The organism is Mesorhizobium sp. RCAM 05099 (genome assembly GCF_059683685.1).
Genome location: NZ_CM185035.1, coordinates 3,720,135 through 3,746,365 on the forward strand (window position 1 = coordinate 3,720,135; position 26,231 = coordinate 3,746,365).

Consider the following 26,231-nt stretch of genomic DNA (forward strand, 5'->3'; position numbering starts at 1 on the left):
GTTTCAATCCCTGAGGATCATGCGGTCGCCGCGCACGTCGAAGCCCGACAGCGAGCCAATGAAGTTCATACCGAGCAGACTCTGGCTGAGCATGCCCGGTGCCGCGACCATCACCGACATGTCCTTGCGCACGATGCCGCCGATCGCCACCTCGTCGGTTTTCACGGCGGCGGCGCGCGCCATGCCGTTGGCGGTCGAGACCGGTATGGTGTAGTTAAGCGCCGCTGGATTGAAACCGGCGGCTTGCGCGTCCTCCGACGTCAGCACGGTGCTGGTCGCGCCGGTATCGACAACGGCCCGCACCGGATTGCCGTTGATCAGGATTCTCGCTTCGAAATGACCATTGTCGGCCTTGTCGAGCGTCACCGTGGCGTGGCCATCCTCGATACCCAGGGCGAGCGGACTGCCGGGAACAAGACCAGCGGTCACCCGGCTGGCAATATCCTGCAGTTCGTAACGATACTGGTAGCCAGCGATCAGCACGAGCACGATTGCCGCCCAGGCGCCGAGGTTGCGGGCCATGGCGCCCAACGGTCGACCCGACCGCAGCAGACCGGCGCCGATAAGAGCGCCAAAGGCGCCAAGCCAGATCAACCGGCTGAAATCGTAATTCTCGACGCCGAGCGTGCTGCCGCCGGAATCGTTGAACATCAGCAGGACCGTTCCCACCCCGATCGCCGCCATCAGTATCCAGAACAACCTCATCCGCGTGGCCGCCTCACGAAAGGGCGTCGCGTTCGCGCGCTATGCGGGTGCGGCGCGTTTCGCGACGTGGCCGGCGCTCGACCGTCTCCAGGCGAGCAGGCAATTCAGCCATGACACTGCGGCGCGTTTCCGGCGTCATTCCCATCCAGGCGCCGATTTCCTCGCGCGTGCGACCGCAACCGAAACAGAAGCCGGTTTTCATGTCGATCGAACAGACCAGGATGCAGGGGGATTCGATGGCCGTCATGACTTTCTCTTGAGGGCTTCCTGCCGGAATCCCTTGTTCCATCTCCACATGGTGCAACCGCAATGCCAATGCAAGCCCTCGCGATTGCGCCTTCCGGGACCACCTTTGCGGCAAATGCAGGAGGATGATCCAGGAGGTTGTGCCGACCACGCAACGCGGCTATGCCGCTCCCCAACTCCATGGAATGATCGCCAACGACATGACCAGCGCACTGCCTTTCGACGGTTTTCGTAACCTGCTCGCCAACCTGCCGGCGGCCGACACGACAGCAGAGGCCCGCGTGCGCTCGCTGTTTGCCAAGGCCGACAAGCCCAGGAATTCACTTGGCCGAATCGAGGACATTGCCGCCTGGCTGGCCGCCTGGAGCGGCCGTGCTCCGCCCGCGGTGACGAGACCGTCGATGGCGGTCTTTGCCGGCAACCATGGCGTCACCCACCACGGCATTTCACCTCGCCCGATGGCGGCGACCGCCAATGCGGTCGAGCTTTGCGCGGCGGGAGGTGCCGCGATCAACCAGATCTGCATCGCCAACGATCTCGGCTTGAAGGTTTTCGATCTTGCCCTGCACATCCCGACCGCCGACATCAGCGAGGATGCAGCGCTTGATGAGCGTGGCTGCGCCGCCACCATGGCCTTCGGCATGGAAGCGATCGCGGGCGGCACGGATCTGCTTTGCCTTGGCGACATGGGTGTCGGCAACTCCACCGTCGCCGCCGCCCTGTTCGCGGCGCTGTTCGGGGGCAGGGGCGTTGACTGGGTCGGTCCGGGGTCGGGCGCCGATGCGGCGATGCAGGCACGCAAGGCTGACGTGGTCGATGCGGCGCTGGCCTTTCACGGCGGCCATCTCGGCGACCCGTTTGAGGCGCTGCGCCGGGTTGGCGGCCGCGAGTTCGCGGCGATAGCCGGCGCCATCCTCGCCGCACGGATGCAGAAGATTCCGGTTCTGCTCGACGGAGTCGCGGCAATGGCGGCCGCAGCGGTGCTGCATGCCGCCAACCCCACAGCACTCGACCACTGTCTTGTCGCCAGCCTGTCTCCAGAGCGCGCGCATGCGCGGGTCGCCGAACGCCTTCGTCTGCGCCCGTTGCTCGACCTCGGTATAAGTCATGGCGAAGGGGTAGGGGCCGCTCTTGCCGCTGGTCTGGTCAAGGCGGCGGCACTGACCAGTTCGGGCATGGCCGCGGCTGTTCGTAACTAGGCACCAGACAAGGCTATGTCGGGACGACTTCCGTTAGCGCCGGCGCGCCGCCACCGCCGCGGTCGGCAGCGCGGGCAGCTCTTCCATCACCCGGCTCAGCGGGAAGATGGCGATCGCCTCGGTGCCCTCGCGCAGCTTGGAATGAAGTTCGAACTCGCCGCCATGCATGGCTAGCAACCCCTGCACGATCGGCAGGCCAAGACCTGTGCCTTGCTCGGCACTCTTGATGGCGATCGAGCCCCGGCCGAAGGCCGAGAGCACAATCGGGATCTCGTCCTCGGGTATGCCGGGACCATTGTCCTTGACCGAAATGTATTGACCGCCGCCCGCCGTCCAGCCGACGCGAACGCGAATTTCGCCGCCGGTGGCGGTGAACTTGATGGCATTCGACAGAAGGTTGAGGGTGATCTGACGCACCGCCCGCTCATCGGCGAACAGGCGCGGCAACTCATGCTCGAAATCCTGGACAACGCGGATATCCTTGTTGCGTGCCTTCAGTTCCATCATGTGGCAGCAATCCTCGACGATGTTGAGCAGCATCAACGGCTCCTCGTTGAGCTGGTAGCGGCCGGCCTCGATGCGCGACAGGTCGAGGATCTCGTTGATCAGGTCGAGCAGATGCTGGCCAGATTCATGCACGTCATGGGCGTAGTCGCGATAGGTGGGGTTGCTCATCGGCCCCAGCACCTCGTTCGACATCACCTCGGAAAAACCGAGAATGGCGTTGAGTGGCGTGCGCAGTTCGTGGCTCATAGAGGCGAGGAACCGCGACTTCGCCAGATTGGCATCCTCCGCCCGCCGCCGCGCTTCGTCCGACATCGATTTCGCCGTCTCCAGTTCGGCGATCAGCGCATCCTTTTCGGAGCGGAACGATAGCAGCATCAGGGAGGAGCGGTTGAGGTGGCGAGCCACATAGGCGAAGAAGGGCAGCGACACGACCAGCAGCCCGGTCATGATCGCCTCGACCGGCATCCATAGCTTGACCACGGCATAGGTGTAGAACGCTACCGGAACCGCAAAGGTCGCCAACAACGCCCCGCGCAGGGATGAAGCCATGACCGCGGTCGCCGCCATGATGAACAGCAGCACCACCGCCTTGGCCACCTGGAACTGGTCGACCTGGCAGGCACCGCAGCCGAGCCACACGAACCAGCCCCAGCCGAGGCCACACAGGAAATGGCCGAGCAGGAATTCCCGTCGTGTTTGCAAGGGGGTGAGTTCAGAAGCTTCCGCACGCTCAACGCGCCGGGCCATGAAGGCGACGAGGGTGTAGCAGGTCAGCGTGAACAGCGCCCAGAGGCCGATCTCGTTGCCGACGCCGGCGAGCCGGCCGGCTGCCGCGATCGCCAGGACGAGAAGCGGAATGGCGATGGCGCCGCTTGTCATGGAGCGGGCGTGGAGCTTCAGCAGTTCGCGATCGAAATCAGGATTGCCGGCCTGCTGCGAAAGACGGTCGCGCGTCTTGCGCACCGCGCGCGCGACATCGCTGTTGCGATGGCGTTTCCTGCGGTCCACAATGAACTTGTCCGCTGTATTCGAGCGTTGCAAGGGCATCAAAACTTCAATTTATGCGAGCAGCGGTTTCCAAGTGTTAAGCTACGTTCGAATGATTAACCAACCGTTTGCCATATGAGCCGTTCATGGGCCCCAGGGCCGCGCCGGCGATACGCCGCGCCACGTCAGAGAAGCTTGTGGCGCCGGCTGCTGGACTACGGGCTTACCGTCGTCATTCTCGGATTGCTGATCCTGCTGGCGGCTCGCCTCGACCGGGTGGAAACCCGCAAGGCGGAAGGGGCTGCAATCGTCAATGACGGCGATTCGATCACGCTCGGCACCGAGCGCATCCGCATGCGTGGAATCGATGCCCCGGAGTATTCGCAGACCTGCCGCAAGAATGGCGCCGACTATCCGTGCGGGACGCTTGCGCGCCAATCGCTGGTGCGGCTGATCGCCGGCAAGCCCGTTTCCTGCAGCGGCTGGCAGCGTGACCGCTATGGGCGGCTGCTTGGCGACTGCACCGCCGGTGGCAAGGATATCAACCGTGCGCAGGTCGAGGCGGGCTGGGCGGTTGCCTATGGCGACTACGAGAGCGAGGAAGCCAACGCCCGCGCGGGAAAGGCCGGCATCTGGGCGGGCACATTCGACCAACCGCAGGATTGGCGCGACAGCCATCACGGCCAAATCGTCGAAAGAAAGCACGGCACGCTGGCGTCGATCGGCGATGCCGTGCGCGAGATTTTCCGTTTCTGGTGATCGCGCATCCTGTAACTGGACCGACAACGAACGGGAGGATGGAATGAAGCTCTTCGACGGCGGCCGGGCGCCCAATCCACGGCGGGTGCGCGTTTTCCTGGCCGAGAAAGGCATCACGGTGCCGCTGGTGCCTGTCGACATGGGCGCGCTGGAGCACAGGAATCAGGCGGTCAGCTCGCGCAACCCTCTGCAACGCCTGCCGGTGCTGGAGCTCGACGACGGCACCGTCATCACCGAATCCGTTGCCATCTGCCGCTATTTCGAGGAGTTGCATCCGGAGCCGGCCCTGTTCGGACGCGGCGCCCTCGGCAAGGCACAGGTCGAGATGTGGCAGAGACGGATGGAGTTCAACCTGCTCAGCTGCGTCGCGCAGGCCTTTCGTCACATCCACCCGGCCATGAAGGAATGGGAAATCCCGCAAATTGCCGAATGGGGCGAGGCCAACAAGCCGAAGGCCGTGGAGTTCCTCACGATTCTGGACAGTGAACTGGGCAGCCGGGAGTTCATAGCCGGCGACAGCTATTCGATCGCCGACATCACAGGCCTGATCGCCGTCGACTTCATGAAACCGGCACGTATCAAAGTGCCGGAGGAATGCACCAATGTGTTGCGCTGGCATCAGGCGGTTTCCAGCCGACCGAGCGCCGCCGCCTAACCATGATCCTGAAAAATGGAAGCCGGTTTTCGGACAAGACCATGGTCGACCAGGATGCGCTTGATAGTTTTGCAGCGACGGTTCGCGCTTGCCGAATCTGCGTCGAGAATCCGATCGGCAAACCGCTGCCGCACGAGCCACGGCCAGTGCTGCGACCTTCGTCCAAGGCCCGCATCCTGATCGCCAGCCAGGCGCCGGGAACCAAGGTGCATGTCACGGGCATGCCGTTCACCGACGCCTCCGGCGACCGCCTGCGCAGCTGGCTCGGGGTGGCAAGCGACGAATTCTACGACATCGAGAAATTCGCCATCGTGCCGATGGGCTTCTGCTTTCCCGGGCAGGATGCCAAGGGCGGGGACTTGCCGCCGAGGCGCGAATGCGCCCCGGCCTGGCGCGCGCCTTTGATGGCCTTGATGCCTCGCATCGATTTGGTGCTGACGATCGGCATCTACGCGCAGTCCTGGCACATGGGTGCCGCGCGCCGGCCTTCGCTGACGGAAACGGTGATGGACTGGCGTGCCATCTGGGAGACTTCCTCCGGCCCGAAAGTGCTGCCGCTGCCCCATCCATCATGGCGAAACACCGGCTGGTTGAAGAAGAACCCCTGGTTTGAAATGGATTTGCTGCCTTTCCTGCGAGCGGAAATCCGCTATCGCCTTGGTTGACCTTTCAGCAAGAAATCACTCGCTTTTGCGCCAATCGGCAGAATTTCTTTCTTGTGAAAGGCCCTGATAAGGCGGACTATAGCCAATCTATTCCCTTGGGAGCACGAAATGGACCGCCTCGATAGAAAAATTCTCCGCCTTTTGCAGGAGGATGCGACACTCGCGGTCGCCGACGTTGCCAAGAAGGTCGGGCTGTCGACGACACCTTGCTGGCGGCGCATCCAGAAGCTCGAGGAGGAGGGCGTCATCAAGCGGCGCGTCGCCATCCTCGACCACGAAAAGGTCAATGTGCGGGTCACCGTCTTCGTGTCGATCCGCACCAATTCGCACAGCCATGAATGGCTGCGGCGCTTCTCCGAGGTCATCCAGGAGTTTCCCGAGGTGGTCGAGTTTTACCGCATGAGCGGCGACGTCGACTATCTCCTGCGCGTGGTGGTGCCCGATATCGCCGCCTATGACGCGTTCTACAAGCGTCTGATCGCCAAGATCGAGATCCGCGACGTGTCGTCGTCGTTTGCCATGGAGCAGATCAAGTACACGACCGAGATTCCGCTCGACTACATGGTGCTGGACAAGGAATCGGGCGCCAACGCCGCCTGAGCGTGACCTCACACAGGATCCGTCCTGCTTAGTTCTTCTTTTTGTTGAGGAAACTCCACGGCGAGTTGACCGGTAGCGTGATCGTGTCTGGCACGTTGTCGACGCTCACCACATCCGCCTTGCGTACCATATAGCCCGACTGGATGACGCTGACGCCGTCGAGGATGAAAAGCTGGCTCTTCTCCATCCCGGGCGTCAGCGTGCCGGTGACCGCAACCGGCTGATAAGCCTCCGACATCTTGTAGGGATGGGCTGGCGTGACCAGCACGATCTGGTTGGGCGGCGGTGTCGGCATGTGACTGCAGGCGCCCGTCCATGGCACCAGCAGGAACTGATAGACCAGGTCGCCGTCGCGATCGACAGGCAATGCATAGCCGGCCAACTGGATGGTCTTGTCCCGCAGGTCGACAGAGAGCGTTTCACCGTGATCTGGCATCTTGGCCGCAATCATCGGCAGCCCGGCGTTTTCGGCTGCGGCTTGCGTCGCCGGGCGCAGATCCTTCCAGAAAATGTGCGCGGTCTCGGCCGAGGCATCGGTGGCGGCAACGGAGACCAACAACGCGGTGGCGAGCGCCATGGTTGATTTGGGATGATGGCTCATTGGCTGATCCGTTCCGAGGCCGCGCCCTTTGAGGTCAAGTAAAGCCGCCGCTGCCAATGACGTCAACGGACGAGCCGCATCACATGTCGGCGAGAACCGGCCATGCCGGTTTCGTGGAACCCGCGCGCGGCAAACATCGACTTGAAGCCCATGAAGCGGAAGCTCGGCGAATCCGGATCGACCGGATAGGCCTCGACAGCGGATGCGCCGCTCGTGAAGGCGTGATCGACGGCGGCCTCAAGCAAACGAGCGCCGATGCCGACAGCACGGTGAGGGCGAGCGACGAAGAAGCAGACGATGGACCAGATGTCTTTCTCATTGTCATTCTGGTCCGGCGACAACTTTCTGAAAGACTCGCGTGGCGCAACGGAGCACCAGCCAACGACTTCCTCACCACCGCGCGCGATGATGCCCACTGGTGTTCCGGCCGCGACGGTCGACTCCATCGCCCGCTTCTTGTCGGCACCGCTGCTCGACTGACGGCCAGCAAGCTCCCGCCAACTCATGCACCAGCAGTATTTCGGGCCACCCGACTGTTCGAACAGGGTCTCGAAGTCCGGCCATGTCTGCCTGGTGACAGGAACGAAATCCAGGTCGATCATGTCTTGGGCATCGTCCTTGCCGACAGACGCTCGAGCGTTTTGCGGGCGGTCAGTTCCTTGACGGCATCCTTGCCGATCCAGCGCGCCGTCTTGTCCGCCGAGGCTGTCAGCTTTTGCGCCAGGGCAAGGGCAGGGCCGTACAGGTTCAAAGACCGCTTGCCGATCTGCCGCAGCGCCCAGTTCACTGCCTTCCTGACGAAGTTGCGCGGATCGCCGGCATGAGCCTCTATCAATGGCAGATAATTCAAGAAGGTTGCGTCCGGCTCCTTCTTCAAATGCACCGTTGCCCATGCCAGCATGGCAAACGCGGTTCGGCGGACGAATTCGCGCTCATCCGTGGCGAACTCGTCGATAAGGTCGCGCCAGAAAGGCGTTGCGGCAAACAGGTCCGAGACGCTGTCGACGACCTCCCAGGAATCGAAGTCGCCCGCCCAGCGGCGGCATTCTTCGATGGTGATCTTTTTCGGCTCGCCGGTGAACGCCGCCATCAGCCGCGCCTCGCGAATGCCGCTGTCCCATAGCACGAGGGCCCGCTCGTGGTTGCGCTTCACCTTGCGCGCCAACGGCCGCAAATTCGAATTGCCGATGCCGAGCGCGGTCGCGATGTTGATGCCGAACCGCGCCATGCCGGAAAGATTTTCCGGAGCGCGCAATGCCTTCAGATGGGCAACGATGTCATCGGCCGTCCAATCGGGATCTGGCTGAGACATGGCAGCCAAGTGCTATTTCTCCAGCCGTGCCAGCAGCGAGGACGTATCCCAGCGCTTGCCGCCCATCGCCTGCACATCCTTGTAGAACTGATCGACAAGTGCGGTCACCGGCAGCTTGGCGCCGTTGCGGTCGGCCTCGTCCAGGCAGATCCCGAGATCCTTGCGCATCCAGTCGACGGCGAAGCCGAAATCATACTTGCCGGCATTCATCGTCTTGTGGCGGTTCTCCATCTGCCAGGACCCGGCAGCACCCTTGGAAAGCACCTCGATCACCTTCTCGATGTCGAGCCCGGCCTTCTTGCCGAAATGGATGCCTTCGGCCAGTCCCTGCACCAGTCCGGCGATGCAGATCTGGTTGATCATCTTGGTGAGCTGGCCAGCGCCTGCGGAGCCCATCAGGCCGACCATGCGGGCAAAGGCATCGATGACGGGCCTGGCCTTGTCGAAGGCTTCCTGATCGCCGCCGACCATGACAGTGAGAACGCCGTTCTCGGCACCGGCCTGGCCGCCTGAGACCGGAGCATCGAGGAATGAAAAGCCGCGCGCTTCCGCCGCCGCCGCCAGTTCACGCGCCACCTCGGCCGAGGCGGTGGTGTTGTCGATGAAAACCGAACCCTTCTTCATCGATTTGAAGGCGCCGTCCGGTCCTGTCGTCACCGAACGCAAATCGTCGTCATTGCCGACGCAGGAAAAGACGAAATCCTTGCCCTCGGCCGCCTCCGCCGGCGTTACAGCGAAGCTGCCGCCGTGTTGGCCAACCCATTGCTCGGCTTTCGCTTTCGTGCGGTTGTAGACGGTGACGTCGTGGCCGCCCTTGTTCCTGAGGTGCCCGGCCATTGGATAGCCCATCACGCCAAGACCGAGAAATGCCACAGATGCCATAAGCTTGCCCTTCAGAATGAGAACGGAATTTGCTGCGAAAGCTCTAGGCTCTGAGCTCAATTCGTCAAGACGTGCGTAGCCCGATCGACTGGCACAGCAGCGTTTGAAGGGGTCACCGTTTCAGGTGAATGGTGATCCGGCGCTCGATCCATTCGATCGCGTGGCGCAACAACTCGACCATGACAAGATACACCAAGGCCACCCAGATATAGGCCTGGATGTCGAAGCTGTTGGCGAAGGCGAGCTTTGCGTTACCCATCAGATCGTAGACGGTGATGATGGCGACGATCGCCGAAGCCTTGACCATCAGGATCAGCTCGTTGCCATAGGGCCTCAAAGCGACGATCAATGCTTGAGGCAGGATGATCTTGCGCAACGTCTGCAGCTTGTGCAGGCCGAGCGAAGCAGCCCCTTCCCATTGGCCCTTGGGCACGCTCTCAATGGCGCCGCGCAGGATCTCGGCCTGGTAGGCGGCGGTGTTGAGTGCAAAGGCGAAGACGCCGCAGTTGAAGGCGTCTTTGAAAAAATCCCAGAGCCCGACCATCTGGAGTTGCGGCCTGAACGAGCCCAGCCCGTAGTAGACCAGAAACGTCTGAACCAGCAGCGGCGTGCCGCGGAAGAAGTAGACGTAACAATAGGCAAGTCCGGACAGAATCCGGTTCCTGGACATGCGCCCATAGGCAACCGGCACCGACAAAATCGCGCCAAGCACCATCGAAATGGCAACCAGCGACAGGGTGACGCCGAGTCCTTGCAGATAGGCCGGCGCGTATTTGGCGAAGAAGGCGGCGTTCCAGGCAAAGAAGAGGTAGCTGACGATACCGAGGCCAAAGGCTGCCCACAGACAGACCAGCGCATAGCCGATGATGCGCCGGCGCGGCCAGCCGCGCGCTCGTGGTGGCGGCCGTTCGACCATGGCGGCCGTAGCGCTCATCGTTGCGCCTCTCGTTTGCCGAGCGAGCGCAATATGGCACTGGTGGCGAAGGACGACACAACCGCCAGACCAAGAAAGACCAGGGCCGCCAGGCTGTAGAACAGGAACGAATGCTTGGTGACGCGCGCCGCCACACCGGCGTTGCGCAACGTCTCGGCAAGACCGACGACCGAAACCAGGGACGTGTCCTTGAGCAGGCTGAGCCAGCAGTTTTCCAGGCCGGGGAACGCGATACGAAGCAATTGCGGCAAGATCACCTTGCGCATCGTCTGCCATTTCGACAGGCCAATGGAATAGCCACCCTCATATTGCCCCTTCGGGATGGCGCGAAAGGCCGAAAGGAAAACCTCGCTGGCGTAGGAAGAGAAGATCAGTGCGAGCACAATCATCCCGGCGAAGAAGCTGTTGACGTCTATGGTCGCTTCAGGGCGGAAATATCGGACGAGGTGTTGCAGCAGGATCGGCATGCCGAAAAAGAACAGGAAAAGCGTCACCAGTTCCGGCAGGCCACGAAAGACCGTGGTGTAGATGTTGGCAGCCAGGCGCAGCGAAGGCTCTTCGGACTGCTTGCCCATCGCGACAAAAAAACCAATCGCCAAACCGATAGGGAGCGTCGCCAGTGCAAGAAGAACCGTCACAATGACGCCATAAGCAATATCATCAAGCCAGCCGTCAGGTCCCCAACTGAGAAGTGTCCATATGCTCTGGGCTGGCATTGACAGGTCTTATCCCCACGGCGTTACCAAGATGAATGGAAAGACGGCGGGGAATTTCCCCGCCGTCTTGATCCTGTCTATCAGGACTCGGCGCCGAAGACGTCGAACTTGAAGTACTTGTCGTTGATTTCCTTGTATTTTCCATTGGCGCGGATGGCGTCGATGGCGGCATTGAGCTTGTTGACCAGGTCGGTCTCGCCCTTGCGTACGGCAATGCCGGCGCCCGGCCCGAAGATCTCGACCGGTTGCGGCGACGGCTGGCCGAGAATCTTGCAGCAGGCGCCATCAGGCGAATCCAGCCACTGCTGCAGCACGACGATATCGTCCTCGATGGCGTCGAGGCGACCATTGGCAAGATCTGCCTGCTCCTCGGGGCTGCTCGGGTATCCCTTCACGGTGCTGTCGGTGAAGGTTTTCGTGGCATAGTTGAAATGGGTGGTCGTCGTGGCGACGCCGACGGTCTTGCCGGCGAGATCTTCCTTGGTCACGCCCTTCAGCGTGCTGTCCTTCGGCACGGCGAGCGCCGACGGCGTGTTGTAGTATTTGTGGGTGAAGTCGACCTTCTCTTTCCGCTCCGGCGTGATCGACATCGAGGCGACGATGGCGTCGAACTTGCCGGCCTGCAGTGCCGGGATAATGCCGTCCCAATCCTGGGCGACGAAGGTGCACTTGACCTTCATTTCATCGCAAAGCGCCTTGGCGATGTCGATGTCAAAGCCGACAAGCTGGCCATCGGAAGTCAGGTTGTTGAATGGAGGGTAGGCGCCTTCGGTGCCGATCCTCAGGGTCTTCTCCTGGGCCTGGGCTACGCCGAGCGTCAGCAGCGCAGCCGATGCGGCAAGCGCGATACGCAGTGCAATACGCATGATAGTCCTCTCTTTATGTCCCGGCCGTCGTTCCGAAACGGCTCTGTGGGGCGGTGCTTTTGACCGCCCGCTTAGGCGATACTCCCATTCTTTCCAAGAAAAAAGCAACTGCAAAACCACAAAAATAGGCAATGCTATTCTGCCGCTGCGTTACCTCTCAAGCAACGAGCCCGGTGGCACGCTCGATGAAGTCGGCTATCGACTTTGTATCGTCGAGATCGAACACTGGCAGGCTTTCGCCCTCCGTCGTGAAGTCGGCGGCCACGGCGATGATGGCAGGATCACTCGCCGAAAGCGGTGTCCGGTCCTTCGCTTCCCGCCGGCGGGTTTCTATCTTGCGATGGGCCTCGCGCTTGTAGCCCTCGACCAGCACTATGTCGCAAGGCGCGAGCCGCGACAGAACCGCCTCCAGCGTCGGCTCATCCTCGCCGCGCAGTTCGTGCATCAGCGCCCAGCGAACACCGGAGACGATCGCGACTTCCATGGCGCCGGCCTGCCGGTGACGAAAGCTGTCGGCTCCAGGCTTGTCGATGTCGAAGTCATGATGGGCATGCTTCACCGTCGAGACCTTCCAGCCGCGCTGGACAAGCTCGGCGACCAGCTTCTCGGTCAATGTCGTCTTGCCGGAGTTCTTCCAGCCGGTGATGCCGAAGACGCGTCTGTTCATGGTTTCATGCTCTGCAACAGACGCTCGGCCCGGGCAAGATCATCAGGCTCGTTGATATTGAAGAAAGGGTCGATCGGTTGGCCCGCGGATTGCGGGACGGGAAATTCCACGTCGACAAAATCATGCCGCTCGATGAAGGCCGAAACCCGCCTGTTGTCCTCGTCGACCAGAAAGCGCCGCAAGGCTTCGCGACAATCGGTCGGCCAGAGCGTGAAGGTCGGGTGCCGCTTGCCGGCCGAGCAAGCAACGGCAATCGAACCGGGGCGCGGATCGGTGGCCGCCGCCAGCCGCTCGACAAGATCCAGCGGCAGGAAGGGCGTGTCGCCGGCAGCGGCGACGATTGCCTCGCAAGCGGTGTTGGCGATGGCCCATTCGAGGCCGGTCAGGATTCCGGCAAGCGGCCCGGCAAAGCCGGCGACCGTGTCGGCAAGCACCGGCAGTCCAAAGCGGGAGAACCGCGCCGGGTCGCCATTGGCGCTGAGCGCCAGCGGCGCCAGCTGCGGGGCAAGACGCAAGATGACATGGTCGAGCAGGCAGCCGCCGCCAAGCGGCAACAGACTCTTGTCGCCTCCGCCCATCCGTCTTGACTGGCCACCGGCCAGAATGATCCCCGCAACGTCTCGTTTCATGCCATCGAGCCTGTACGCCAGCCGTCGGGAATCACAAGAACCTTCTCGGGAGCCGGCTAGATTCCGTCCGGCATCATGGTCGGCCCGGTGCTTTCGGTGACGATCTTTCGCCGGCCGACGATCCGCTCGCGGTAGAGTGCATAAAGGCCGGAGCCGATGATGATGGTGGCGCCGATGACCATCGGCAGGTCGGGAACGTCAGCGAAGATGAAGAGGCCAAGCAGGATCGACCAGATCAGGGCCGTATAGCGGAACGGTGCGATGAAGGAGATGTCGCCCACCCGCATTGCCATGATGATGGACTGGTAGCCGATGAGCACAAGGACCGCGGCGAGCGCCAGCAAGGCCGTGCTTTGTCCAGTCATCGGTGTCCAGCCGCCCATCGGCGACAACAGCGCCGCGCCGACGATGGTCATGGCAAGTGCGGTCGCGGTCGAAACCAGAACGGTCGGAATAGCCTTGGGAATCCTCTTGGTGGCGAGATCGCGCACCGCGCAACATGCGACGCAGGCCAACGCGACCAGGGAATATACGCTGAACCCTTCGAAGCCCGGCCGCACGATGACCAGAACGCCGACAAATCCGATGGCGATGGCCAACCAGCGCCGCCAGCCGACATCTTCCCCGAAGACAAGCGCCGCGCCCATCGTCACCGCCAGTGGCAGCGCCTGCAGGACGGCCGAGACGCTGGCGATCGGCAAATGGGCGAGCGCGATCAGAAACGTCACCGTGCCGCCGGCTTCGCCAAGGACGCGCAGCGCCACCAGCGGGTCCAGCATCGAGCGCAGCCGGACGAGAGCACCGCGCTGCCAGGCAAGCGAGCCGACGAGAAGGGTAGCAAATGCTCCTCTGACCAGCATGACTTGCGCCATGCTCATCGATTGCGACGAGTATTTGGTAATGGCGTCGTTGAGGGTGAAGCCGGCCATCGCCACCACCATGAGCAATGCGCCGCGAAGATTTGGAGAAAGGGGCAAGACAACTACCGGTTCTGCTTTGCAGCAAGCCTGTAGCAGCCGGGCCTGAAACAGCAACGGCAAAAGACTGGGCCACGGCCTTGCCGCGGCCCATAAAACCCCTGCGATAACGGTGGAATTTACTTCTTTGGCGTCAGCACCTCGGTGCCATTGCCGTCCTTGCCGGCGATCGTCCACAGACCATGCAGCGAACCGTCGTCCATCACCTTGTAGACGACGAGGCCGATGTCCTTGTCCATGACATAGCCGGCTGAGAAGGCATCATCGTTGCGCATGCAGATGCCGTCGGAAGACGAGCCGCCCGTCTCCCAGTGGATCGTGCAGGTCGTCTGGCTGGTCAGCGTGATGGTGGCTTCACCGTCATAGGTCGAGCCGTCGAAGTTGGTGCCGGCGACCGTGTAGGTGCCGCCAATCGACTGGCCTGCCGCTGGCATGGCCGTGAGGCCAAGCAAGGCGAGAGAAAGAATGACTTTGCGCATATTTTAATCCCCCGAGAAGCGAAAATCGCGACGGGCAGGCTTAGGGCGCAACTGGCCGACGGTAAATCCGGCCGGCGCCCGTGTTCGGCAATATTGTCATTGTGTGGCCGAAATGTTCAGTGCGCCTTGAGGCTGCCCGCTATGGCCGCGACAAGCCGATCGTACTTCGACTTCACGGCAGGCGGGTATTCGAGCCATACGGTGCGGATGACACCATCCTTGCCGAAGAGGCGACGCTCATAAAAGATCTTTCCATCCTTCAAGCCCGACAGCACGGCCCAGTCCTTCCCGGCCTTGCTGTAGGTAATCTCGTAGCCTGGCTCCTTGCTGGCTTTCTCCGCCGCGACGAAACCCTTCGGCGTGTCGTCGATGTTAAGGATGCCCGAGCAGATCAGGCTGGCGCCATCGGCACTGAGCCATTCCTGCCCGTCGCCATTTTCGGGCTCAGGCTGGCGATCGGTGAAGACCTCGTCGGGAAAAGTGCAGAGGGTGCCGAAGCGCTCGTTGGTATAGGTGAAGGGAGCGGCACTTGCGCTGGTCGCTGCAATGGTTGCGACAACCGCCAGGAATGAAGAACGCCTCTGCATATCTAGCCTCGGAGCCAATGACCGAGAGGCGATCTTGCATGAATTTCTCGAAAAGGTCAGCCGCCCGTAACGCTCATATGCCGCGAAACAGAGGGGCGGCTGGTGCGGCGGTCGATGATGAAATCATGGCCTTTCGGCTTGCGGCCGATGGCTTCGTCGATGGCGTCGGCGACCAGTTCGTTGCCTTCGGACGCGCGCAAGGGCGCGCGCAGGTCAGCCGCATCCTCCTGGCCGAGGCACATATAGAGTGTGCCTGTGCAGGTCAGCCGGACGCGGTTGCAGCTTTCGCAGAAATTGTGGGTCATCGGCGTGATGAAGCCGAGCCGGCCGCCGGTCTCGGCGACGTGGACATAGCGGGCCGGGCCGCCTGTCTTGAAGGGAATGTCGGTCAGCGTGAACTGGCGTTCCAGCGAGGCGCGCAGCAGCGACAGCGGCAGGTACTGGTCGGTGCGGTCGGCATCGATCTCGCCCATCGGCATGGTTTCGATGACCGTCAGGTCCATGCCGCGGCCGTGCGCCCAGCGCATCATGTCGGGCAGTTCGGCGTCGTTGAAATCCTTCAGTGCCACCGCGTTGAGCTTCACCTTCAGCCCGGCCGCCTGCGCGGCATCGATGCCTTCCATGACCTTGCCGAGATGGCCCCAGCGGGTGATCTTGTGGAATTTGTCGGCGTCAAGCGTGTCCAGCGAAACGTTGATGCGCTTGACCCCGCAATCGGCGAGTTCGGCGGCGAAGCGCGAAAGCTGCGAGCCGTTGGTGGTCAGCGTCAGTTCTTCCAGGGCGCCGCTTTTCAGATGTCGCGACAGCTGGCGCACGAGGTGCATGATGTTCTTGCGAACCAGCGGCTCACCACCGGTGAGGCGCAATTTCCTGACACCCTTTTCGATGAAGACGCTGCACAGCCGGTCGAGTTCCTCCAGCGAAAGCAGGTCCTTCTTCGGCAGGAAGGCCATGTCCTCGGCCATGCAATAGGTGCAACGGAAATCGCAGCGGTCGGTGACCGACACCCTGAGATAACTGATCGTGCGACCGAAAGGGTCGATCATGTCCATGCTTCAAACGCTTCCCGTGGCCGGAACGGCTTCGTTATATATGGCTATGTGATACGATCCGGCCCACCATTCAAGATACCGTTTCTCGATCTTTGGTAACATTCCCTGGCCGACATCGCATGTCGGCTCACCGCAAACGGCTTTTCCCGTTTGGCGAAGCAGCGTAGGGAAGGGTGGATTGCCAAGGGATCGAACACCATGACCGCACCCAGGGAACTCCGGGTCTCAAAAGACCGCCGACTGCTCTCGGTGACCTTTCCCGATCATCAACCGTTCGAACTGCCGGCGGAACTGTTGCGCGTCGCCTCGCCCTCGGCCGAGGTGCAGGGCCATTCGCCCGAACAGCGCGTTACGGTTCCAGGCAAGCGCAATGTGGCGATCCTCAAGATCGAGCCGGTCGGCAACTACGCCGTCCGCATCACCTTCGATGACTTCCACGACACCGGCATCTTCACCTGGAATTACCTGCACACCCTCGGCCACGAGAAGGACGCGCGCTGGAATGCCTATCTCGCCGAGCTTGCGGAAAAAGGCTTGAGCCGGGATCGCTAGGTCCGACAAGTCGGCGTCGTGAAAACGTCACCCATCGGGAGTAAGGGCGGCGGATATGCGGAGACGAAAAGATGTCCGTCATCACCACGGTCGAACAGCTCGAAGCCCTTTACGGATTGCCCGGCGAAACCTCGCTGGTCAAGGAACTCGACCATGTGATTCCTGAATACGCCGCCTTTATCGAGGCTTCGCCCTTCGTCGCCCTGGCGACCAGTGGGCCGGAGGGGCTGGACTGTTCGCCGCGCGGCGATCTCGCCGGCTTCGTGCGCATCCTTGACCCGAAAACCCTGATGATGCCGGACCGGCGCGGCAACAACCGCGCCGATTCGCTGAAGAACATCATTCGCGATCCGCGCGTCGGCCTGCTGTTTCTGGTGCCGGGCTCGGGCACGACGCTGCGCATCAACGGTCGCGCCCATATCACCACGGATACAGCGCTCTGCGCGTCGTTCACGGTCGATGGCAAGCTGGCGCGCTCGGTGACCGTCATCAGCGTCGATTCGGTTTATTTCCAGTGTGCCCGCGCCATCGTCCGTTCCGAGCTCTGGAACCCGGCGAGGCATGTCGATCCGAAGTCATTGCCGACACCCGGCCAAATCCTCGAAATAACCAGCCGCAAGAACATCGACGGCGAGACCTATGACAGGGAATGGCCGGAGCGGGCGAAAAAGACGATGTGGTAGGCTGACGGCCTGGCCGAGAGGCGGTCACGCCTCCTTCAGCACCTCATAGATCTTGCGCATCTGATCGCCGATCATGTCGCATTGCTCCGGTGTCGACTGGCTCATCGCCTTTTCGATCAGCGCCATATGGACTTTCAGCGCCTGCATTAGCAGCGCCTCGCCGGCTTCCGTCAGGGCAAGCCGCAGGATACGCTTGTCCTTCTCATCGCCTTCGCGGCGCAGCAAGCCACGCGCCTCCAGCTGCGGCAGCAGCATGGTGATGTTGGAGCGACCAACGAGCAGCTTGCGGGCAAGATCGTGCTGCGACATGCCGGGGTGGCGATAGAGGTTCATCAGCACATCGAGCTGTGCCGGCTTCAGGTCGAGCGGCGCAAGCTTCACCGCCAGCGTACGCTCCAGCACATGGCAGGCGCGCGCCACCGCGACCCAGTTGCGAAAACGCGGGTTGTCCCAGGGTAGCTCTTGTTTATTGTTCATCTTTGAACTATTATGTTCATGCTTGAACGTATGGATGGATTCTCACTATGGCATCAATCGGGCTGAAGGTCATCCGGGGGGTGTTTGGTGCGGCCGAACATATTGCACCGCGCCTCACCGGTCGCGCGGCTTTCGAACTGTTCTGCCGCACCCCCAATGCCAAGGCACTGACGGACGGCGAACGCCGCGCCGTCAACCGTGCCGCGGAGTTCATGGCCGAGGCGCGTCATCATCGGCTGAAGACCGCTACCGGCTGCGTCATGGTGCACGAGTTCCGGCCAGAGCCGGGCAGGGCGGTTGCCGGCACGGTGCTTGTCGTCCACGGCTGGCGTTCGCGCACCGAATACATGCGTGCATTGATCGAGGGGTATCGCGCCGCCGGCTACAGGGTTGCTTCGCTTGATCTGCCGGGCCATGGCCAGTCGCGGGGCCGGCGGCTGAACATGGTCAATGCCGTGGATGCCGTGCGCGTTGCTGGCGAATGGTTCGGTCCGTTCGCGGCGGCGGTTGGCCATTCCTTCGGCGGCGCCGTCGCCGCCAACGCCATCGCTGGTTCGGTCAAGAACATCCCACCACTGGCGGCCGGACGGCTGGTCCTGATCGCGGCGCCAAGTTCCCTGCCGGCAATCTTCGCCGACTTCAGCCGCATGCTCAATGTCGGGCCGCGTTCGCAGGCCGCCATGGCGGACCGCGTCGAACATCTTTCTGGCCGGCCATTGCATGAATTCACCGGCGACCGCCAGCTCGCCCATGCGCCGGTGCCGACCCTGGTCATCCACGCGCCGGACGACCGCGAAGTCTCGGCCGATCATGCGAAGCGCTATGCTGGCGCTGGCGGCCATGTGCGGCTTTACTGGGCCGACGGGCTCGGCCACCGCCGCATCCTCGCCGACAGGGGCGTGGTCGAACGTGCCGTCGGCTTTGTGGCCACGCACCGCGAGCCGTCGCTGCTCCACTAGCGGCAATTATTTCTTCTTGTCGCCAGGCTCGACTGGCAGTCCGGCCGCCTTCCAGGCCGTGTAGCCGCCAAGGATGTGCTTGACTGGCGAAAGCCCCATGTCCTGCGCCGTCTTGGTGGCCAGTGCCGAGCGCCAGCCGCCAGCGCAGAAGAAAACGAAACTCTTTCCCGAAGCAAAGAACGGCTTGTGGTAGGGGCTTTCGGGATCGATCCAGAACTCCAGCATGCCGCGGGTCACATGCCTGGCGCCTGGAATCCTGCCGTCGCGCTCCACTTCGCGCGGATCGCGCAGATCAATGAAGATGGTGCCTTCGTCCTCGAGCAATCCCGCTGCTTCCTCGGGCGACACCACTTCGATCTCGGCGTTGGCCTCGTCGAGCAGTTCGCGATAACCCTTTTTCACCCTGTCGTCCCTCCCGGCCAGGTGGTTTGCTGGCAGGTCGAATTTCGAGCACAACAGCCGGCGTTTGTCACGCCGCGTCGAGGCCGGCCATCGTCCACCAGGCAGCCATCGCCCCGGCCACGGTCACGGAAGGCCGTTTCGTCACCGGCGCCGCGCTGACCGTCGACGGTGGCGCCAACGCCCGATCGCCAGTGGATTTCCCCGGCCGGAGCCGAACCGTATCCGTTCCGGCCGTCACGAGGTTGTGAAACCGTTCTGCAACAGGCGCTCCGAAATTTATGGAAGCTTAACGAAATCAGTATGAATCGGTATAGTCGCGTCTTACATCCGCCATGCGGTGAGCGAGATCGTCTAACGGTGCGGAACGGGAACCGGTTGCGACCGGAGCGGGTGATCCATGAAATTCCTCGGAAACAAAGCAGCGGTGATGCCGCTGGTGGCGATCACGGCAACGCTCGCTCTCGGCGTGCCTCAGGCGGAAGCGCAAGGGCTTTTCGAGATGCTTTTCGGGGGCGGCATCAGACATGCGCCGCAAGGCGAGTTTCCACCACCTCCTCCGAAGCACAAGCCGAAAGTCCCTGCCGGTGGTGGCGGGGTGAAAATCAGCGGTCCGTCCTACTACACCTACAAGGCCGATCGCCTGGTCCGAATCGATTTCTCGGCGCTGACGGCAGCGCCGCAGCCGGCGACACCGCAGGACGCCGCTTTCGTTCCATCTGCCACCGGCGCTGCTTTTCGTGATGCGATTGCCAGCCTAGGCGACTACGAACTCTACGCCGAGCCCGACATCGCCAAGGCGCTGATCGCCTATTATTCGGCCAATCCGGATTTCATCTGGGTAAGCGGAACCAGCCTCAACAGCCGCGCGCAGGATGCGGTGCGGGTGCTCGGCGAGGCAGCGAGCTATGGCCTTACGCCCGCCGACTACGCAGTCGACGTGCCCGCCGCCGACTCGTCAACGGCCGACGCTGGGGCGCGGCTGAAGGACCTCGTCCGTTTCGAAATGGCTCTGTCGGCGCGCGTGCTGCGCTATGCCCACGATGCCCAGAATGGCCGTGTCGAGCCCAACCGCATGACCGGCTACTATGATTTCCCGGCCAAGCCGCTCGACTTGCAAGGCGTGCTGAAAACGCTGGCTCACACCCAGGAAGTACGCACCTATCTCGAATCGCGACATCCGCAGAATCCGGAATACCAGGCGTTGCGCGTCGAACTGGAAGCCCTGCAGGCAAGCGCCGAGAACGAAATCGTCGTCGATCCCAAGCTGTTGCTGAAGCCGGGCGAGACCAGCCCCGAACTGCCGAAGCTGCTGACGCTGATCGCGCGCAATCTCGATGACGAGATGGGCGGCGCCTATGGCGAGGTGTTGTCCAGGCTGGCGACCAGTGAAGTCTACGTTCCGGATCTGATTCCGGTCATCAAGGCCGTGCAGCAGAAGGCGGGCATGAAGGGCGACGGTGTCATCGGGCCGCGCACCGTCGAGTCACTGGCCGGGACATCCAAGGCCGACAAGCTTCTGAAGGTGGAAGTGGCGCTGGAGGAACTGCGCTGGCTGCCTTCCGACCTTGGCAGCCCGCGCGTCTTCATCAACCAGCCGGCCTTCACCGCGAGCTACATCGACAATGGCGAGGAGAAGCTGAAGACACGTGTGGTCGTCGGTCGAACCACCAACCAGACCGCTTTCTTCTACGACCAGATCAAGCAGGTCGATTTTCATCCCTATTGGGGGGTGCCGCAGTCGATCATCGTCAACGAAATGCTGCCCAGATTGCGCAGCGATCCAGGCTATCTCGACCGGGCCGGCTACGAAGTGACCGACTCGCGCGGCAACCGCATCCCGTCGTCGGCGGTCAACTGGGGCGCCTACGGCGCCAACATTCCCTACAGCGTGCGCCAGCAGCCGAGCGAGGCCAATGCGCTGGGCGAGTTGAAGATCCTGTTCCCCAACAAGCATGCGATCTATATGCACGACACGCCGCAGAAGTCATTCTTCAAGCAGGACATGCGCGCGCTCAGCCATGGCTGCGTGCGGCTGCAGGATCCACGCGGCATGGCGGCGGCGGTGCTCGGCACCTCGGTGGACTATATCGCGGAAAAGCTGAAGCATGGGCATTCGACGGAAAACGTGACACGCAAGATCCCGGTCTATGTCGCCTATTTCACCGCATGGCCGGACATGTCCGGCAAGGTCGAGTATTTCGGCGACGTCTACGACCGCGACTCGCGGCTGAAGCAGGCATTGGACGCCACCGAGGCAGTGCGTTCACCGTCGAGTTGAGCAAAAGCAGTTTACGGCATCCGGAGGCGGCGCAACGTTTGAACGTTTAGCCGCCTCAACTCTTTTATTGACCTGGTGACAGCGGTCGCCGGAAGCCGGCGTCCCGCCCGGCGATCAGCCAGTAGATCAGTCCGGCGACAAGGCCGGCAGCAGCGATGATGCCGATATCGGCCCAGCGCTCGGGATCCATGTCTTCCGCCGTACTTGGCCAGATCAGGAAGAAGCCGCCTGCTGCCGCCGCGGCGGCGAAGAACATGTGCAACAGGGCATTGCGTAACGAGAAGAACTCGGCGATCAGCGCGAAGACAAGCGTCTGCGCTCCGGTCACGACAATCGTCAGGAAATAGATGAACATGCCGAGCGGCGGCACCACCAGGGCGGCGATCGGCGTGACGCCCATGACATCGAAATACGCCGGCGCATTGGGCAGGGAACTGAGCGCGGCGTAGATCGCCGCTACGGCGACCAGGCCGACCAGTACGGCGACGAGATAACCGGCAAGCACCATCAGGATACGCTTCAATATGTGCTTCGCTGTCGCCATGCCCATCCCCCATGCGGCGCAGTCAACCCATTCCAGTCAGCCATCAAAGCGAGGCCGATGCAAGCGGGAGGAGGGAAACCTCGGTCGCGGCGGCAGCTCAGGCGCCACCGCACAGATGCTGCGAATCGGGCAGCGCCCATGACCCTTTGATAGCGAGATCGATGCCATAGTAGAACCGGCCGCGATCGTCGCCCGCAGGGCAATCTCGCGGAATTGCGATCAGGCACATGATCGCCGCGTCGCCGACCTTCGAGGCGGCCAGGCCAGGCTCACGATCATAGGAGACGGCCGTACCGCCATTCGTGAATGTCGCCGCGCTGCCAGCCTCGGGACTGGCCGTTTCCAGCGGATCGTCGCCAAGCCGCGCGGTGAGCGTCTTGATATGCGTGGAGGCGCATTGTCCGATGGCCGAGGGCAGGGGCTGATCCGTCCCTCCAGGGTTCCGCGAGGCGGCTTCCAGCGCCTTTTTGCCGATCAGCGCAATGTTGTAATCCTGCACCCATGACGGGGCATTGCCATAGGTCTGCAATGCGTTGTTCTGCGCACTGACGATGCAGGCAGTATCGCCCTTGCAGGCATTACGATCGGCGATGAGCCAGCGGGCGATCTTGCGCTTGTCGCCACCGAACGCCGGCTCGAAACCCTTGAACGCCTTGGAGACCAGCAGATCGATGGCCGATAGCTGCGGATCGGCGCAGATCGCCTTTTCCGCCGGCAGGCTTGCCTTGGCGCAGTCGAAGGACGGCCCGTCGGCCCGTGCCGGAGCGGCCCCAAGCACGCCGCCGGCCAGGATGATGGCGAGCAAGAGCAAGACATCGGTTCGAACGGAAGATCGCATGCGTGCCCCCAAGCCAACAGGATCGCACACATATCATATCCCAGGATGGACATTCTTGGTCCTATCCCAGGATGGACATTTTTGGGCGAGACGGTTGGTCATTGAGAGCGCCCCGAGAAACGGGGCGCCTCCTTGAGCCGCGGATGTCTCGGGAAAAGCCCTATTTCGGCTCGGCCGTCACGGGATCGTACGTGATTTCGACCTTGGCCTTGTCCGACGTGTAGTAGGTGACGGTGTAGGCGCCGCTGTCCCAGTCGATCTCCTTGATGTAACGGAAGCCGTCGCGCTGCTCGACCTTGGCGATGATCTCCGACAGTTTCTTGGCATTGGGCGGCGGCAGCGGCTTGTCATCCGCCGCCAGAGCCGGGCCGGTGGCGAGGAGAACGGCGACGCTGGTCGCCAGCAGAAATCTGGACATGGTTTTCCCTCAAGTTTCGACGGAGGGAAACTCGCTCACAGGCTGGTTGGTTCCTCCGGCTTGAGGGAAACGCGATGGCACGCCCACCGGCATCCTTTCGGCCCGCGTTTCTGTGGGTTGGGCGTTCGCGGGAGTCACCTTCGAGTATAGGCTGCGCCAATTCGCCCAGGACAACCAAGCTTGTTGGCATCTTGGAGAAGGAGGTATCGTCGCTGGCGTCACTGCATCAGAAACTTGTCGCCGACGCTATCGAGCTTAGGCAGAATCTCGACTTGGAGGACGCCTCGCGCCGGAAGGCCTTGGAAGCGCGTGCAGGAGCATGCGGGGCCGGCGCCCAAGGGGATGAAACGGCCCGCAACACAGTGGGTCAGATCGGGTCTGGTCGGCCGCGTGAAACACTTGCGTGGCGGGGAAGATTTGCGCCACGCTTCGCTGCAGGATTTCCGATTTGAAGAAGATCAATGAACGGCGTCTGGCTCGCGCTTTGGTTTCGTCGGCATCGTGGTGCTGGTGTCGTGGTGGTCGAAAGAGTCGCCAGCTAGATACGGTTGACAGTTTTCGAACTTAAGCGCGGAATCCCCCGTGCGAATTATCGCACTACTGCTTAAAGGGAGGACCGTTACATGGAACACCTTAATCGCAGATCAGCCCTTAAATTTGGTCTCGCCGTGACAGCCGCGACACCCGTATTTTCACTGGCAGCGCCGGCGGAGGCGGCAGCTCCCACCTATGGCGCCACCGACGGCATGGACATGGGACATGGACGGCGAATGGTGGAAGTCGGGGAACAGGAGTCGCAGATCAGTGCCTATAAGAGCATCAAGATAATCGATGTGATCTATCAGCCTGGGGCTTCTGATCCCGACGATCAGCCTTTGATGGACATGGACATGATCTGCCACATCATTGCCGGAGAGTTCAAAATAGAAAAGAAAGGCATACCCGCCTACACGGTCAAGGACGGCGGAATCTACAGCTGCGGCAAAGGGAAGTCGGACAAAGCCACCAATATCAGCAGCGTGGTTGGCATCCATCGAATTGCTCTTTTGATCCCAGCCTGAGTCGTTTCCGAGAAGTCCGGGTTTGCCGGCCATTAGATTCCCACCTGGGCCCTAGAGCGTGCCGCGTGGTGTGGCGAGCCGCGCGGCAGCGGCCTTTCGCCTAGCTGCTATAGACGTCAGGCACGCGTCAGGACGCGGAGCGCTTCGTGCTCGGGGAACATTCGCGGAACCTATCAGGACTTGGCACCTTCTAGCATCAAGAAGAATGCATGAGGCGCGCCTAATGTTCAGTGACAAAGAAACACGAGTTTTGGAAGCGGGGCTGTTCGCCGCAGTGCCGCTCTCAATCCTGATCGCGGTGGCGATGGTTAGCCTTACGTTCTGCTGGTTTGGATGAGCACACGCGGCATAAACTTCCTCGACCGATGGATCGCCAACAACGTCCCAGGGACGACAAAGGCGGATGTCATCTCAGTCGACGAGCTCACGCACAAGCTCATCGCGGACGCCAAGGCGCTCGGCATCAAGCGGGAAGAGATCGACGAAGAGGTCGACAGCCTCTATCGAACGATCCTTGACGCGATTGTGTATTACGACCCTGGCCTGCCCAAATAGCATTTGCCACCGAGATCGAGACGAGGAATATAATCCTCCCGTTGCGGCGCCCCTTCAATGAAGATCGCCATGCCTCACGAGACCCTCGCCGACACCCTCGCAGCATGCGAAACGGTCTGCATCACTTGCGGCCATCCAGCGTGCTGCAAATCGACCCAACTTGACGTTCAGGCGCTGATGGCGCCATGCCGGCTCTGCACATGCCTGAAAGGAAATTGGCAAACGTTGGACAGAGGCTGACAGGTTTTCACTAAGTGCTTGAAATCTCTGGTACGCCCAAGGGGAATCGAACCCCTGTTACGCCGTGAAAGGGAAAATGCAGGGCAGGCGGTGCGCGGTTGGCGGAGCGATTGGGATTCGAACCCACGGTACCAGTTCGCCGACCGGCCTGCGGCACCTAGTGACGACCCGGAGACGACCCGCACTAGAGAGCTGGTCGTTGTCTTGCGTTTGTCTTGCCGTAACGCTTTGATTTTATTTAGAGTTTTGGTGGGCGATGCAGGGATTGAACCTGCGACCCCACCCGTGTGAAGGGTGTGCTCTCCCGCTGAGCTAATCGCCCGCTCGTTGCCCGAAGGCCAAGCGAGCCGCGATATAAGGGAGGCCGGCCGGTTAAGTCAAGGCAGTGTCGGGCGTTCTGACAAGGATCGGATTGCTGTGCTTTCGAGCCTCTATCCGGCGCAGTCGGTGCCTTCCGGTCAGCGTCCGGCAGCGGCGGCGATCAGTTTTTGCGCCAGGTCCAGCGTCAGCGCATCGAAATGCGAAATCACCGCCGAGGGTTCGAATTCGCGCACATGGCGATCGGTATAGCCGAAATCGACGGCCACCACCGGAATGCCGGCGGCCTTCGCCGTGTCGATGTCGGTTTGCGAATCGCCCACCATCAGGGCGCGGTGCGGGTCACCGCCAGCCCGCGCGATGGTCTCGGTCAGGTGGCGTGGGTCGGGTTTGCGGAACGCGAACGTGTCCTGTCCGGCGATTGCGGCGAAATGCCTGGCCAGGCCGAGCGCATCGATCAGCGCCAGCGAATTGGCTTCGTACTTGTTGGTGCAGATGGCCAGCAGATAGCCTGCATTTTCGAAACGCGCGATCGCCTCGACGACGCCGGGGTAGGGGCGTGATTTGCCGGGTATGTTATCGGTGTAGTGATCGAGGAACAGTTTCAGCAGCCGGTCATGCTCGGCGACGTCAAGCGATCGCTGCTGGGCAGCATGAGCTCGTTCGATCATCACGCGGCCGCCATGGCCGACGAAGCGCTTGAAGCCTGCTTCGTCGACGGCCGCGAGCTCGCTGGCGGCCAGGCTGTGGTTCAGGCTGTCGAGCAGGTCCGGCGCTGTATCGACCAGCGTACCGTCGAGGTCGAACACGATGATCGGGCGGGTCATGGTCTGTCCTGCGCAGGTTTGTGCAATTGGCAGGCGATAGCGGCTGCGGCCCGC

32 protein-coding genes, 1 tRNA gene and 1 pseudogene are annotated in these 26,231 nt (G+C 62.0%); 11 read left to right on the forward strand and 23 right to left on the reverse strand.

Going from position 1 to position 26,231, the window contains the following annotated elements; genetic code table 11:
- Positions 1 to 3 precede the first annotated feature (3 nt).
- Entirely contained in the window at positions 4 to 705 is a 702-nt protein-coding gene (locus AC56QQ_RS18205; RefSeq protein ID WP_497122897.1) for a TIGR02281 family clan AA aspartic protease, read from the reverse strand.
- Between the two features lie 13 nt (positions 706 to 718).
- Positions 719 to 952: a DUF1289 domain-containing protein gene (locus tag AC56QQ_RS18210; RefSeq protein WP_489863436.1), complete on the reverse strand. Its 234-nt coding sequence runs from the start codon at positions 950 to 952 to the stop codon at positions 719 to 721.
- 199 nt (positions 953 to 1,151) lie between these two features.
- Here AC56QQ_RS18210 and AC56QQ_RS18215 point away from each other — a divergent pair, with 199 nt between their 5' ends.
- Positions 1,152 to 2,150 carry a nicotinate-nucleotide--dimethylbenzimidazole phosphoribosyltransferase gene (locus tag AC56QQ_RS18215; RefSeq protein WP_497129043.1) on the forward strand — a complete coding sequence of 333 codons (999 nt, stop codon included), beginning with the start codon at positions 1,152 to 1,154 and terminating at the stop codon, positions 2,148 to 2,150.
- Between the two features lie 33 nt (positions 2,151 to 2,183).
- Here the strand turns inward: AC56QQ_RS18215 and AC56QQ_RS18220 are convergent, their stop codons facing one another.
- Positions 2,184 to 3,704, reverse strand: coding sequence for a sensor histidine kinase (locus AC56QQ_RS18220; protein ID WP_497122898.1), 1,521 nt, complete (start codon positions 3,702 to 3,704; stop codon positions 2,184 to 2,186).
- Between the two features lie 75 nt (positions 3,705 to 3,779).
- Between AC56QQ_RS18220 and AC56QQ_RS18225 the strand changes: the two genes are divergently transcribed.
- The 4 genes from AC56QQ_RS18225 to AC56QQ_RS18240 all read left to right on the forward strand — a co-directional run bounded on the left by AC56QQ_RS18225 (position 3,780) and on the right by AC56QQ_RS18240 (position 6,323).
- Positions 3,780 to 4,403: a thermonuclease family protein gene (locus AC56QQ_RS18225; RefSeq protein WP_497100869.1), complete on the forward strand. Its 624-nt coding sequence runs from the start codon at positions 3,780 to 3,782 to the stop codon at positions 4,401 to 4,403.
- 43 nt (positions 4,404 to 4,446) lie between these two features.
- The gene (locus AC56QQ_RS18230) at positions 4,447 to 5,058 is read left to right on the forward strand and encodes a glutathione S-transferase (protein ID WP_497122899.1); all 612 of its coding nucleotides are present in this window, start codon (positions 4,447 to 4,449) and stop codon (positions 5,056 to 5,058) included.
- Entirely contained in the window at positions 4,998 to 5,723 is a 726-nt protein-coding gene (locus tag AC56QQ_RS18235) for a uracil-DNA glycosylase family protein (protein ID WP_489861366.1), read from the forward strand. Before AC56QQ_RS18230 ends, AC56QQ_RS18235 begins: the two co-directional genes overlap by 61 nt.
- A 108-nt stretch (positions 5,724 to 5,831) precedes the next feature.
- Positions 5,832 to 6,323, forward strand: coding sequence for an Lrp/AsnC family transcriptional regulator (locus AC56QQ_RS18240; protein WP_006205209.1), 492 nt, complete (start codon positions 5,832 to 5,834; stop codon positions 6,321 to 6,323).
- Positions 6,324 to 6,351: 28 nt separating this feature from the next.
- Here the strand turns inward: AC56QQ_RS18240 and AC56QQ_RS18245 are convergent, their stop codons facing one another.
- The 13 genes and pseudogenes from AC56QQ_RS18245 to moaA all read right to left on the reverse strand — a co-directional run bounded on the left by AC56QQ_RS18245 (position 6,352) and on the right by moaA (position 16,025).
- Positions 6,352 to 6,924, reverse strand: a complete 573-nt coding sequence (locus tag AC56QQ_RS18245) for a DUF3299 domain-containing protein (protein ID WP_497122900.1) — start codon at positions 6,922 to 6,924, stop codon at positions 6,352 to 6,354.
- A gap of 62 nt (positions 6,925 to 6,986) precedes the next feature.
- The gene (locus AC56QQ_RS18250) at positions 6,987 to 7,526 is read right to left on the reverse strand and encodes a GNAT family N-acetyltransferase (protein ID WP_497122901.1); all 540 of its coding nucleotides are present in this window, start codon (positions 7,524 to 7,526) and stop codon (positions 6,987 to 6,989) included.
- Positions 7,523 to 8,252, reverse strand: a pseudogene (locus AC56QQ_RS18255) (DNA alkylation repair protein). Before AC56QQ_RS18255 ends, AC56QQ_RS18250 begins: the two are co-directional and overlap by 4 nt.
- Complete coding sequence (locus AC56QQ_RS18260; protein ID WP_489861363.1) at positions 8,249 to 9,118, reverse strand: NAD(P)-dependent oxidoreductase; 870 nt, start codon at positions 9,116 to 9,118, stop codon at positions 8,249 to 8,251. The pseudogene AC56QQ_RS18255 and the gene AC56QQ_RS18260 overlap by 4 nt, the downstream one beginning before the upstream one ends.
- Before the next feature lie 112 nt (positions 9,119 to 9,230).
- On the reverse strand, positions 9,231 to 10,052 hold the full coding sequence (locus AC56QQ_RS18265) for an ABC transporter permease (protein WP_489861362.1): 822 nt from the start codon (positions 10,050 to 10,052) through the stop codon (positions 9,231 to 9,233).
- Positions 10,049 to 10,768 (reverse strand): ABC transporter permease, encoded by a 720-nt coding sequence (locus tag AC56QQ_RS18270; RefSeq protein ID WP_497122902.1) that lies wholly within the window; start codon positions 10,766 to 10,768, stop codon positions 10,049 to 10,051. The genes AC56QQ_RS18265 and AC56QQ_RS18270 overlap by 4 nt, the downstream gene beginning before the upstream one ends.
- An 80-nt stretch (positions 10,769 to 10,848) precedes the next feature.
- On the reverse strand, positions 10,849 to 11,634 hold the full coding sequence (locus AC56QQ_RS18275; protein WP_091585816.1) for an ABC transporter substrate-binding protein: 786 nt from the start codon (positions 11,632 to 11,634) through the stop codon (positions 10,849 to 10,851).
- A gap of 157 nt (positions 11,635 to 11,791) precedes the next feature.
- The gene (mobB, locus tag AC56QQ_RS18280; protein ID WP_497122903.1) at positions 11,792 to 12,301 is read right to left on the reverse strand and encodes a molybdopterin-guanine dinucleotide biosynthesis protein B; all 510 of its coding nucleotides are present in this window, start codon (positions 12,299 to 12,301) and stop codon (positions 11,792 to 11,794) included.
- The gene (gene mobA / locus AC56QQ_RS18285) at positions 12,298 to 12,930 is read right to left on the reverse strand and encodes a molybdenum cofactor guanylyltransferase MobA (RefSeq protein ID WP_497122904.1); all 633 of its coding nucleotides are present in this window, start codon (positions 12,928 to 12,930) and stop codon (positions 12,298 to 12,300) included. Before mobA ends, mobB begins: the two co-directional genes overlap by 4 nt.
- A gap of 56 nt (positions 12,931 to 12,986) precedes the next feature.
- Positions 12,987 to 13,907 carry a DMT family transporter gene (locus tag AC56QQ_RS18290; protein WP_497122905.1) on the reverse strand — a complete coding sequence of 307 codons (921 nt, stop codon included), beginning with the start codon at positions 13,905 to 13,907 and terminating at the stop codon, positions 12,987 to 12,989.
- A gap of 119 nt (positions 13,908 to 14,026) precedes the next feature.
- Complete coding sequence (locus tag AC56QQ_RS18295; protein WP_497122906.1) at positions 14,027 to 14,386, reverse strand: hypothetical protein; 360 nt, start codon at positions 14,384 to 14,386, stop codon at positions 14,027 to 14,029.
- A 116-nt stretch (positions 14,387 to 14,502) separates the two neighbouring features.
- Complete coding sequence (locus AC56QQ_RS18300; RefSeq protein WP_497122907.1) at positions 14,503 to 14,973, reverse strand: hypothetical protein; 471 nt, start codon at positions 14,971 to 14,973, stop codon at positions 14,503 to 14,505.
- A 56-nt stretch (positions 14,974 to 15,029) separates the two neighbouring features.
- Entirely contained in the window at positions 15,030 to 16,025 is a 996-nt protein-coding gene (gene moaA, locus AC56QQ_RS18305; RefSeq protein WP_497122908.1) for a GTP 3',8-cyclase MoaA, read from the reverse strand.
- Between the two features lie 198 nt (positions 16,026 to 16,223).
- Here moaA and AC56QQ_RS18310 point away from each other — a divergent pair, with 198 nt between their 5' ends.
- Both AC56QQ_RS18310 and AC56QQ_RS18315 read left to right on the forward strand, forming a co-directional pair.
- Positions 16,224 to 16,577 carry a gamma-butyrobetaine hydroxylase family protein gene (locus AC56QQ_RS18310; RefSeq protein WP_256754463.1) on the forward strand — a complete coding sequence of 118 codons (354 nt, stop codon included), beginning with the start codon at positions 16,224 to 16,226 and terminating at the stop codon, positions 16,575 to 16,577.
- A 71-nt stretch (positions 16,578 to 16,648) separates the two neighbouring features.
- Positions 16,649 to 17,260, forward strand: coding sequence for a pyridoxamine 5'-phosphate oxidase family protein (locus AC56QQ_RS18315; protein WP_497122909.1), 612 nt, complete (start codon positions 16,649 to 16,651; stop codon positions 17,258 to 17,260).
- Positions 17,261 to 17,284: 24 nt separating this feature from the next.
- On the opposite strand, the gene AC56QQ_RS18320 is transcribed toward AC56QQ_RS18315, so the two are convergent.
- Positions 17,285 to 17,737, reverse strand: coding sequence for a MarR family winged helix-turn-helix transcriptional regulator (locus AC56QQ_RS18320; protein WP_109671239.1), 453 nt, complete (start codon positions 17,735 to 17,737; stop codon positions 17,285 to 17,287).
- Positions 17,738 to 17,784: 47 nt separating this feature from the next.
- Here AC56QQ_RS18320 and AC56QQ_RS18325 point away from each other — a divergent pair, with 47 nt between their 5' ends.
- Positions 17,785 to 18,696, forward strand: a complete 912-nt coding sequence (locus AC56QQ_RS18325; protein ID WP_497122910.1) for an alpha/beta hydrolase — start codon at positions 17,785 to 17,787, stop codon at positions 18,694 to 18,696.
- A 6-nt stretch (positions 18,697 to 18,702) separates the two neighbouring features.
- On the opposite strand, the gene AC56QQ_RS18330 is transcribed toward AC56QQ_RS18325, so the two are convergent.
- Positions 18,703 to 19,098, reverse strand: a complete 396-nt coding sequence (locus tag AC56QQ_RS18330) for a rhodanese-like domain-containing protein (protein ID WP_256754467.1) — start codon at positions 19,096 to 19,098, stop codon at positions 18,703 to 18,705.
- A 397-nt stretch (positions 19,099 to 19,495) separates the two neighbouring features.
- Here AC56QQ_RS18330 and AC56QQ_RS18335 point away from each other — a divergent pair, with 397 nt between their 5' ends.
- Positions 19,496 to 21,376, forward strand: coding sequence for a L,D-transpeptidase family protein (locus AC56QQ_RS18335; protein WP_497122911.1), 1,881 nt, complete (start codon positions 19,496 to 19,498; stop codon positions 21,374 to 21,376).
- A 64-nt stretch (positions 21,377 to 21,440) separates the two neighbouring features.
- On the opposite strand, the gene AC56QQ_RS18340 is transcribed toward AC56QQ_RS18335, so the two are convergent.
- The 3 genes from AC56QQ_RS18340 to AC56QQ_RS18350 form a co-directional block, all read right to left on the reverse strand.
- Positions 21,441 to 21,926 (reverse strand): hypothetical protein, encoded by a 486-nt coding sequence (locus tag AC56QQ_RS18340; protein WP_489861351.1) that lies wholly within the window; start codon positions 21,924 to 21,926, stop codon positions 21,441 to 21,443.
- A 91-nt stretch (positions 21,927 to 22,017) separates the two neighbouring features.
- Positions 22,018 to 22,758: a lysozyme inhibitor LprI family protein gene (locus tag AC56QQ_RS18345; protein WP_497122912.1), complete on the reverse strand. Its 741-nt coding sequence runs from the start codon at positions 22,756 to 22,758 to the stop codon at positions 22,018 to 22,020.
- Between the two features lie 160 nt (positions 22,759 to 22,918).
- On the reverse strand, positions 22,919 to 23,176 hold the full coding sequence (locus AC56QQ_RS18350; protein WP_489861349.1) for a PepSY domain-containing protein: 258 nt from the start codon (positions 23,174 to 23,176) through the stop codon (positions 22,919 to 22,921).
- 623 nt (positions 23,177 to 23,799) lie between these two features.
- Between AC56QQ_RS18350 and AC56QQ_RS18355 the strand changes: the two genes are divergently transcribed.
- The gene (locus AC56QQ_RS18355) at positions 23,800 to 24,237 is read left to right on the forward strand and encodes a hypothetical protein (RefSeq protein WP_489861348.1); all 438 of its coding nucleotides are present in this window, start codon (positions 23,800 to 23,802) and stop codon (positions 24,235 to 24,237) included.
- Between the two features lie 333 nt (positions 24,238 to 24,570).
- The gene (locus tag AC56QQ_RS18360; protein ID WP_497122913.1) at positions 24,571 to 24,792 is read left to right on the forward strand and encodes a DUF768 domain-containing protein; all 222 of its coding nucleotides are present in this window, start codon (positions 24,571 to 24,573) and stop codon (positions 24,790 to 24,792) included.
- A 487-nt stretch (positions 24,793 to 25,279) separates the two neighbouring features.
- On the opposite strand, the gene AC56QQ_RS18365 is transcribed toward AC56QQ_RS18360, so the two are convergent.
- Together AC56QQ_RS18365 and AC56QQ_RS18370 are read right to left on the reverse strand one after the other, a co-directional pair.
- Positions 25,280 to 25,354: transfer RNA gene (locus AC56QQ_RS18365), tRNA-Val, on the reverse strand.
- Positions 25,355 to 25,490: 136 nt separating this feature from the next.
- Positions 25,491 to 26,177 carry a phosphoglycolate phosphatase gene (locus tag AC56QQ_RS18370; RefSeq protein WP_497122914.1) on the reverse strand — a complete coding sequence of 229 codons (687 nt, stop codon included), beginning with the start codon at positions 26,175 to 26,177 and terminating at the stop codon, positions 25,491 to 25,493.
- Positions 26,178 to 26,231 lie beyond the last annotated feature (54 nt).